The 7,826-nt window shown below is 66.5% G+C and carries 7 protein-coding genes; 2 read left to right on the top strand and 5 right to left on the bottom strand.

Going from position 1 to position 7,826, the window contains the following annotated elements; genetic code table 11:
* Window positions 1–75: 75 nt before the first annotated feature.
* Window positions 76–1,452, top strand: coding sequence for a multicopper oxidase family protein (locus CAG29_RS26925; RefSeq protein WP_085634021.1), 1,377 nt, complete (start codon window positions 76–78; stop codon window positions 1,450–1,452).
* Complete coding sequence (gene tadA, locus CAG29_RS26930; RefSeq protein WP_085586662.1) at window positions 1,452–1,949, top strand: tRNA adenosine(34) deaminase TadA; 498 nt, start codon at window positions 1,452–1,454, stop codon at window positions 1,947–1,949. The genes CAG29_RS26925 and tadA overlap by 1 nt, the downstream gene beginning before the upstream one ends.
* A gap of 153 nt (window positions 1,950–2,102) precedes the next feature.
* On the opposite strand, the gene cmoB is transcribed toward tadA, so the two are convergent.
* The 5 genes from cmoB to lon form a co-directional block, all read right to left on the bottom strand.
* Window positions 2,103–3,059 (bottom strand): tRNA 5-methoxyuridine(34)/uridine 5-oxyacetic acid(34) synthase CmoB, encoded by a 957-nt coding sequence (cmoB, locus tag CAG29_RS26935; protein ID WP_085634022.1) that lies wholly within the window; start codon window positions 3,057–3,059, stop codon window positions 2,103–2,105.
* The gene (cmoA, locus tag CAG29_RS26940; RefSeq protein ID WP_225927287.1) at window positions 3,056–3,763 is read right to left on the bottom strand and encodes a carboxy-S-adenosyl-L-methionine synthase CmoA; all 708 of its coding nucleotides are present in this window, start codon (window positions 3,761–3,763) and stop codon (window positions 3,056–3,058) included. Before cmoA ends, cmoB begins: the two co-directional genes overlap by 4 nt.
* Window positions 3,764–3,985: 222 nt before the next feature.
* Window positions 3,986–4,621: a lysoplasmalogenase gene (locus CAG29_RS26945; RefSeq protein ID WP_085586665.1), complete on the bottom strand. Its 636-nt coding sequence runs from the start codon at window positions 4,619–4,621 to the stop codon at window positions 3,986–3,988.
* Between the two features lies 1 nt (window position 4,622).
* Entirely contained in the window at window positions 4,623–5,015 is a 393-nt protein-coding gene (locus CAG29_RS26950) for a protease inhibitor I42 family protein (RefSeq protein ID WP_085586666.1), read from the bottom strand.
* Between the two features lie 354 nt (window positions 5,016–5,369).
* Window positions 5,370–7,787: an endopeptidase La gene (gene lon / locus CAG29_RS26955; RefSeq protein ID WP_085634025.1), complete on the bottom strand. Its 2,418-nt coding sequence runs from the start codon at window positions 7,785–7,787 to the stop codon at window positions 5,370–5,372.
* Window positions 7,788–7,826 lie beyond the last annotated feature (39 nt).

Here is a 7,826-nt window from a genome sequence, read left to right on the forward strand (position 1 = left end):
TGCCAGTTGCGGGTGTATCGTATTCGCCTTTTGCGGGCCCGGTGCCTGCCGTCGATCCGTGAGGTAGCCCAGTTCATGTCCTTTACCCGTCGCCAAATCCTCGGTGGCCTGGCCGGTCTTGTTGTCGTTGGCGTCGGTGCGGGAGGGACGGCGCGCTACTGGCTGGGCAAGCGGGCGCAAGCCGATGCGGGGCACGACTATGAGCTGATCGCAGCGCCCCTGGACGTCGAACTGGTGGCCGGGCACAAGACCCAGGCCTGGGCCTTCGGCCCGTCGGCGCCGGGCACCGAACTGCGCGTGCGTCAGGGCGAGTGGCTGCGGGTGCGCTTCATCAACCGGCTGCCGGTGGCGACCACCATCCACTGGCACGGCATCCGCCTGCCGCTGGAAATGGACGGTGTGCCGTACGTCTCGCAATTGCCGGTGCTGCCGGGCGAATACTTCGACTACAAATTCCGTGTGCCGGATGCCGGCAGCTATTGGTATCACCCCCACGTCAGCAGCAGCGAAGAGCTCGGCCGCGGGCTGGTGGGGCCGCTGATCGTCGAGGAGCGCGAGCCGACCGGCTTCCGCTACGAAAAGACCCTGAGCCTGAAGAACTGGCACGTGGACGACGAGGGCAACTTCGTCGACTTCAGCATCCCCCGCGAAGCGGCCCGGGGCGGCACGGCGGGGCGCCTGTCGACCATCAACGGCGTGCCGTCGCCGGTGATCGAACTGCCCGCCGGCCAGATCACGCGGGTGCGCCTGCTCAACCTCGACAACACCCTGACCTACCGCATCAACATCCCCGGCGTCGAAGCGCAGATCTACGCGCTGGACGGCAACCCGGTGGAGCCGCGGCCGCTGGGCAAGGAATACTGGCTCGGCCCCGGCATGCGCATCTGCCTGGCGATCAAGGCCCCGGCGGCAGGCCAGGAGCTGTCGCTGCGCAACGGCCCGGTGCGGCTGGGCACCCTGCGTTCGGTGGCCAACGACGATGCGCCGACCGAGTGGCCGCCAGCGCTGCCCGTCAACCCGGTGGCCGAGCCGGACCTGGCCAAGGCCGAGAAACTCAACTTCAATTTCGAATGGGTCGGTTCCGTGTCGGTGAACGTCGACAACGGCAAGCCGCCGAGCCTGTGGCAGATCAACGGCAAGGCCTGGGACATCACCGACAAGACCTGCGCCGACCGGCCGATCGCCAGCCTGAAGCTGGGCCAGAGCTACATTTTCGAACTCAAGAACATGACCCAGTACCAGCACCCCATTCACCTGCACGGCATGAGCTTCAAGGTGATCGCCTCGAACCGGCGCAAGATCGTTCCGTACTTCACCGACACCTACCTGCTGGGCAAGAACGAGCGGGCGCAAGTGGCGCTGGTGGCGGATAACCCGGGGGTGTGGATGTTCCACTGCCATGTGATCGACCACATGGAAACCGGCCTGATGGCCGCCATCGAGGTGAAGTGATGCGCCAGATCCGCCCCGCGGCGATCATCGACCGCAGCCGCGACCGCGACTTCATGCGCGAAGCGCTGGCCCTGGCCGCGCAGGGCGCCGCCCTCGGCGAAGTGCCGGTGGGGGCGGTGCTGGTGCAGGACGGCGAGATCGTCGGCCGCGGCTTCAATTGCCCGATCAGCACCAGCGACCCCAGCGCCCATGCGGAAATGGTCGCCATCCGCGCCGCCGCCGAGGCGGCCGGCAACTACCGCCTGCCGGGCAGCACGCTCTATGTGACGCTGGAGCCGTGCAGCATGTGCGCCGGGCTGATCGTGCACTCGCGCATCGCGCGGGTGGTGTACGGCGCCCTGGAGCCCAAGGCCGGGATCGTGCAGAGCCAGGGGCAGTTCTTCACCCAGGGCTTTCTCAACCATCGGGTGCTGCATGAGGGCGGGGTGCTGGCGGAGGAGTGCGGGGCGGTGCTGACCGAATTCTTCAGGGCCCGGCGCGCCAAGTCTTCGGACTGAACGCCTGCCTCGTGTCTGCTTCCGTTCGGCGGCGTCTAGGCGGACGCCATCGCCAGCAGGCTGGCTCCCACAAGGGGACTCGGCCGAATGCAGCCACTGTGTTCACCGCAAAACCCTGTGGGAGCCAGCCTGCTGGCGATGGCGCCGGTCGATCTACTTGCGGGCGACGATCACCGCCCGCATCGGCGCCGGCAGCCCTTCGATCGTCTTGCTGTGGTCGTGCGGGTCGAGGAAGTCGCTCAGCGACTGGTACTTCATCCACTCGGTGCTGCGCTGTTCCGCCACGGTGGTGAAGCTCACGTCCACGCAACGCACGTCGCTGAAGCCGGCGCGGCGCAGCCACAGCTCCAGCGCCGGCACCGACGGCAGGAACCACACGTTGCGCATCTGCGCGTAGCGGTCTTCCGGCACCAGCACCTGGTGCCGGTCGCCTTCGACCACCAAGGTCTCCAGCACCAGTTCGCCGCCCTTGACCAGGCAATCCTTGAGCGCGAGCAGATGCTCGATCGGCGAGCGGCGGTGGTAGAACACGCCCATGGAAAACACCGTGTCGAAGCCTTCGAGGTTCGCCGGCAGGTCTTCGAACGGGAACGGCAGGTGCCAGGCGTTCGGCTGCGACAGGTAACGCTGCACCGCCTGGAACTGGCAGAAGAACAGCCAGTTCGGATCGACCCCGATCACGCTGTCGGCCCCGGCGCCGAGCATGCGCCACATGTAGTAGCCGTTGCCGCAGCCGACATCGAGGATGCGCTTGCCCGCAAGGTTCAGGTGCGGAGCGACCCGCGACCATTTCCAGTCCGAGCGCCACTCGGTGTCCACGTGCACGCCGAACAGGTCGAACGGCCCCTTGCGCCAGGGCGACAGGCCCATCAGCGCGGTGCGCATCTGCGCGCGGGTGGCGTCGTCGCAGTCGCTGTCCAGCGTCAGGCCGTCGAGCAGGTCGACTTCGCTCGGCTGGACCTGCGGCAGGGCGTCCAGCGCGCTTTGCCAGCGCTCCAGGTCGCCGTGGCCCTTTTCCATCTTCTTGTCGAGCTGCGCTTGCAGGGTATTGGCCCAGTCGGCCAGCGGCGTGCCGGCCAGACGGCGGGCGAGGGGAGACAGATCGATCATGGCAGGGCAATCAACGAGGCGAAGTTAAGGCATTGGAACCACGGCACGACTTTCGAGAATCCGGCGGCCAGCAGGCGTTCGCGGTGTTCTTCGAGGCTGTCGGGCTTCATGACGTTTTCGATGGCGCTGCGCTTCTGGGCGATCTCCAGTTCGCTGTAGCCGTTGGCGCGCTTGAACGCCACATGCAGGTCGGTGAGCAGCGCGTGTTCGTCGGCGTCGTTGAAGCGCAGCTTCTCGGACAGGATCAGCGCGCCGCCGGGCAGCAAGGCCTGGCGGATGCGGCCGAGCAGGGCCAGGCGCTGCTCTGGTGCGATGAACTGCAGGGTGAAGTTGAGCGCCACCACCGAGGCCGGCTTGAAGTCGAGCGCCAGGATGTCGGCTTCGATCACCTCGACCGGCAGCAACTCCTGGAACATCGAATCCTGGCCGTTGAGGTACTCGCGGCAGCGTTCGACCATCGCCGCCGAATTGTCCACGGCGATCACTCGGCAACCGTCGGTGCGCACATGGCGGCGCAGGGCCTGGGTCACGGCGCCGAGGGAGGCGCCCAGGTCATAGAGCACGCTGTGGGGCTGGGCGAACTGCGCGGCGAGCACGCCGAGGTTCTCGACGATGGTCGGGTAACCCGGCACCGAACGCTTGATCATGTCCGGGAACACCCGCACCACGTCCTCGTTGAAGGCGAAGTCAGGCACCTGGGCCATGGGCTGGGCGAAAATGCGGTCGGGTTCTTTGCTCACGGCGGTTCCGGCGGTTCGGTGGAAAAGGCCGGCATTTTAGCCAAATTGCTGCGGGGATGCGCGGGTTGGCTGATAAACGCCCGAACGGCGCTGCCAGCCTCGTGTCAGGCACATCGCTTTCGCGAGCGGGCTCGCTCCCCAGGGTGTTGCACCGTCCATGAGGGAGCCAGCCTGCGGGCGATGCGGTCAGCGCGGTTTTTGCGAGAACGCCGAGGCCGCGATGCCCCACTGGCCCAGCCAGTAGCTGAGGATGATGAGGTAGGGGGCGGCGTGGAACGGCGCGACGAAGCGGTTGATGCCGATCACGCTGTCGGAGAACACGAACGCCACGGCCCCGCCGGCGGCCAGCAGCGCCGAACGTTGCGGCACGCCGCTGCCCAGGCGGGCCAAGGCGCGCCAGAGCATGGCGCTGATGGCCGTGCCGTAGATGATCACCGGCACCAGCAACGGCCCCAGGCCGCTTGCGACCAGAATGCCCAGCAGCACCGCGCCCAAGGCCAGGGCGAGGACCAGCGGCAGCACGGCCAGGCGCCGGCAGTCGCTGAGGTAGGCTTTGAGGTAGGCCAGGTGTGCGATCAGGAACGCTCCGAGGCCGAACACGAACAGGTCGCCCGGCCAGGCCAGCAGCACGTCGCCCACCAGCGAGAAGATCAGGCCCAGGCTGATCCAGCGCCGGTAGTCGCCGGGCGGCGCGTCGTGCAGCCAGCCGAGCAGCGCCAGCACCGGCAGCGGCTTGACCAACAGGCAGAGCAGCGCCGCGTGGGTGCTCAGGCCGTAGAGGAAGGTCGCCGCGCCCATCAGCGCCAGGATCAGCCAGCCCATGTCAGTTGACCGAAATGGCGCAGTCGAAGGTTTCCACCGGCAGCACTTCCGGCGCCCACGGTTGCTGCGAGGTCAGGCGCAGGCGCCCGGTGCCGGTGGCGAAGGCCTGGAAGCGCCAGGTGGACAGGCCCGCCGCGCCGACCACGCCGGCGTCCTCGGGGTTGCTGTAGACCTCGGGGCTCAGGGCGCGCAGCACTCCGCCGGCGGAATCCTGGATGGCCCAGCGGTAGCCGGTGGTGGGGTTGCTGGGCAGGGTCACGATCAGGTTTTGCCCGTTGGCCAGCCGCACCGGGCATTCGCTTTGTTTCTCCACGGTCACGTTGGTTTTCGGTTGCGTGGCGCAGGCGGCCAGCAGGGCGAGACTCAGGGGGACGAACAGGCGAATGGGGGACATGGGGTGAGGGGCTCCGGCGTTCTCGACGAACGGCGAGCATAACTGAAGATGAGACAAAGTGTGACAACCTGGCGGGGCGAGGCTGTCAATTCCGGCCCCTTCGCGGGCAAGCTGAATCGTCGCACTGATCCAGGGTGCACACAGCGCCCCTGTAGGAGCCTGCCTGCTGGCGATGGCGCCGTGGAAGGCGCTGCCGGGGGCAAGGTACAACCTCCCCCCGCATGGTTCTGCGGCCATGCGCAGCCTTGGCTGACGTCATCGCCAGCAGGCTGGCTCCCACAGGATCTGCGGTCACGCAAAACCTGTGGGAGCTGGCTTGCCAGCGATAGCGGTAGTGCAGGCACTACATGATTATCAGAACAGCACTTTCGCCACATCCGCGAACCGCTTGGCGAAGTGCACGGTGATGCCTTCCTTGAGGTAGTCCGGCAGTTCCTCGAAGTTGCCCCGGTTGGCCTCCGGCAGGATCAGTTCGAAGAGCTTCTGCCGACGCGCCGCGATGACCTTTTCCCGCACCCCGCCGATCGGCAGCACGTGCCCGGTCAGGGTCAGTTCGCCGGTCATGGCCACGCCTTTCTTCGGCGGTTGGTTGCGTGCCAGGGAAAGCAGGGCGCTGGCCATGGTCACGCCGGCGCTCGGGCCGTCCTTGGGCGTCGCGCCTTCCGGCACGTGCAGGTGGACGAACGCCTCGTCGAAGAACTTCGGATCGCCGCCGAAGGATTTCAGGTGCGAGCTGACGTAGCTGTAGGCGATCTCGGCCGATTCCTTCATCACGTCGCCCAGTTGCCCGGTGAGCTTGAAGCCCCGGTTGAGGGTGTGGATGCGCGTCGCTTCGATCGGCAGGGTCGCGCCGCCCATGCTGGTCCAGGCCAGCCCCGTGATGACGCCGGTGCCGGACAGCACCTGCTCGTTGCGAAACACCGGATGGCCCAGCGAGGCTTCGAGGTCCTTGGGGCCCAGCTTGATGACGGCCTTCGGCTCGTCGATCAGTTTCATCACGGCCTTGCGCACCAGTTTGCCCATCTGCTTTTCCAGCTGGCGCACGCCGGCCTCGCGGGCGTAGCCGTCGATCAGGGCCTTGAGGGCCGCGTCGCTGATGCTCAGGCTGCCCTTGGACACGCCGGCCTTCTCCAGCAGCTTGGGCCACAGGTGGCGCTTGGCGATGGCGACCTTCTCTTCGGTGATGTAGCCCGACAGGCGAATCACTTCCATGCGGTCCAGCAGTGGTCCTGGGATCGAGTCCAGGGTGTTGGCGGTGCAGACGAACAGGACCTTGGACAGGTCCATCCGCAGGTCGAGGTAGTGGTCGAGGAATTCGACGTTCTGCTCAGGGTCGAGGGTCTCCAGCAGCGCCGAGGCCGGGTCGCCCTGGTAGCTCTGGCCCATCTTGTCGATCTCGTCGAGCATGATCACCGGGTTCATCACTTCGACGTCTTTCAGGGCCTGCACGAGCTTGCCCGGCTGCGCGCCGATGTAGGTGCGCCGGTGGCCCTTGATCTCGGCCTCGTCGCGCATGCCGCCGAGGCTGAAGCGGTAGAACGGCCGGCCCAGGGATTCGGCGATGGATTTGCCGACGCTGGTCTTGCCCACGCCCGGCGGCCCCACCAGCAGCACGATGGAACCGCTGATCTCGCCTTTGTAGGCGCCGACCGCGAGGAATTCGAGGATCCGGTCCTTGATGTCGTCGAGCCCGGCGTGGTGCTTGTCCAGCACCTTGCGCGCGTGCTTGAGGTCGAGCTTGTCCTCGCCGTACACGCCCCACGGCACCGAAGTGGTCCAGTCGAGGTAATTGCGGGTGACCGCGTATTCCGGCGAACCGGTCTCCAGGATCGACAGCTTGTTCATTTCCTCTTCGAGGCGCTTCTGCACCTGCGCCGGCAGCACCTTGCCTTCCAGGCGCTGCTCGAACTGTTCGAGGTCGGCGCTGCGGTCGTCCTTGGTCAGGCCCAGCTCCTGCTGGATGACCTTGAGCTGTTCCTTGAGGAAGAACTCGCGCTGGTGCTCGCCGATCTTGCGGTTCACCTCGGCGGAGATCTCTTTCTGCAGGCGCGCGACCTCGACTTCCTTGCGCAGCATCGGCAGGACTTTTTCCATGCGCTTGAGCATCGGCACGCAGTCGAGCACTTCCTGCAGTTCGGGGCCTGTGGCCGAGGTCAGGGCGGCGGCGAAGTCGGTCAGCGGCGAGGGGTCGTTGGGGCTGAAGCGGTTGAGGTAGTTCTTCAGCTCTTCGCTGTACAGCGGGTTGAGCGGCAGCAGTTCCTTGATCGCGTTGATCAGCGCCATGCCGTAGGCCTTGACCTCGTCGGTCGGCTCGGTGGGCTGGTGCGGGTATTCGACCTCTACCAGGTAGGGCGGGCGGTGGTGCTTGAGCCAGGTCTTGATGCGCACGCGGCTCAGGCCCTGGGCGACGAACTGCAGCTTGCCGTTCTCGCGGCTGGCGTGGTGCACCTTGACCAGGGTGCCGTATTCGGGGAGCGCCTTGGTGTTGAAGTGGCGCGGGTCTTCCTGGGGCGTGTCCATGAAGAACAGGGCAAGGGAGTGGTGCCCGGACTGGCTGACCAGGTCCAGGGTCTCGGCCCACGGCTCTTCGTTGACGATGACCGGCAGCACCTGCGCGGGGAAGAACGGACGGTTGTGGATCGGGATGACGTAGACCTTGTCCGGCAGGTTCTGGCCGGGCAGGGCCAGGCCCTTGCCGGTGGAGCGGTGTTCGATGTGTTCGGCTTCGGTGTAGTCGTCGGGGTTGTCCGGGAATTCTTGCTGGTCGCTCATGGGGCACCTGCGCAATGGGGTATGGGGCTTAGATGGGGC

This window comes from Pseudomonas sp. B7(2017), assembly GCF_002112745.1.
GTDB classification, from domain to species: domain Bacteria; phylum Pseudomonadota; class Gammaproteobacteria; order Pseudomonadales; family Pseudomonadaceae; genus Aquipseudomonas; species Aquipseudomonas ekonensis.

Coding starts and splice junctions, on each gene's coding strand:
- CAG29_RS26950 (WP_085586666.1), bottom strand. CDS start 5,015: ATGTCCCCCATTCGCCTGTTCGTCCCCCTGAGTCTCGCCCTGCTGGCC.
- tadA (WP_085586662.1), top strand. CDS start 1,452: ATGCGCCAGATCCGCCCCGCGGCGATCATCGACCGCAGCCGCGACCGC.
- cmoA (WP_225927287.1), bottom strand. CDS start 3,763: ATGGCCCAGGTGCCTGACTTCGCCTTCAACGAGGACGTGGTGCGGGTG.
- CAG29_RS26925 (WP_085634021.1), top strand. CDS start 76: ATGTCCTTTACCCGTCGCCAAATCCTCGGTGGCCTGGCCGGTCTTGTT.
- lon (WP_085634025.1), bottom strand. CDS start 7,787: ATGAGCGACCAGCAAGAATTCCCGGACAACCCCGACGACTACACCGAA.
- CAG29_RS26945 (WP_085586665.1), bottom strand. CDS start 4,621: ATGGGCTGGCTGATCCTGGCGCTGATGGGCGCGGCGACCTTCCTCTAC.
- cmoB (WP_085634022.1), bottom strand. CDS start 3,059: ATGATCGATCTGTCTCCCCTCGCCCGCCGTCTGGCCGGCACGCCGCTG.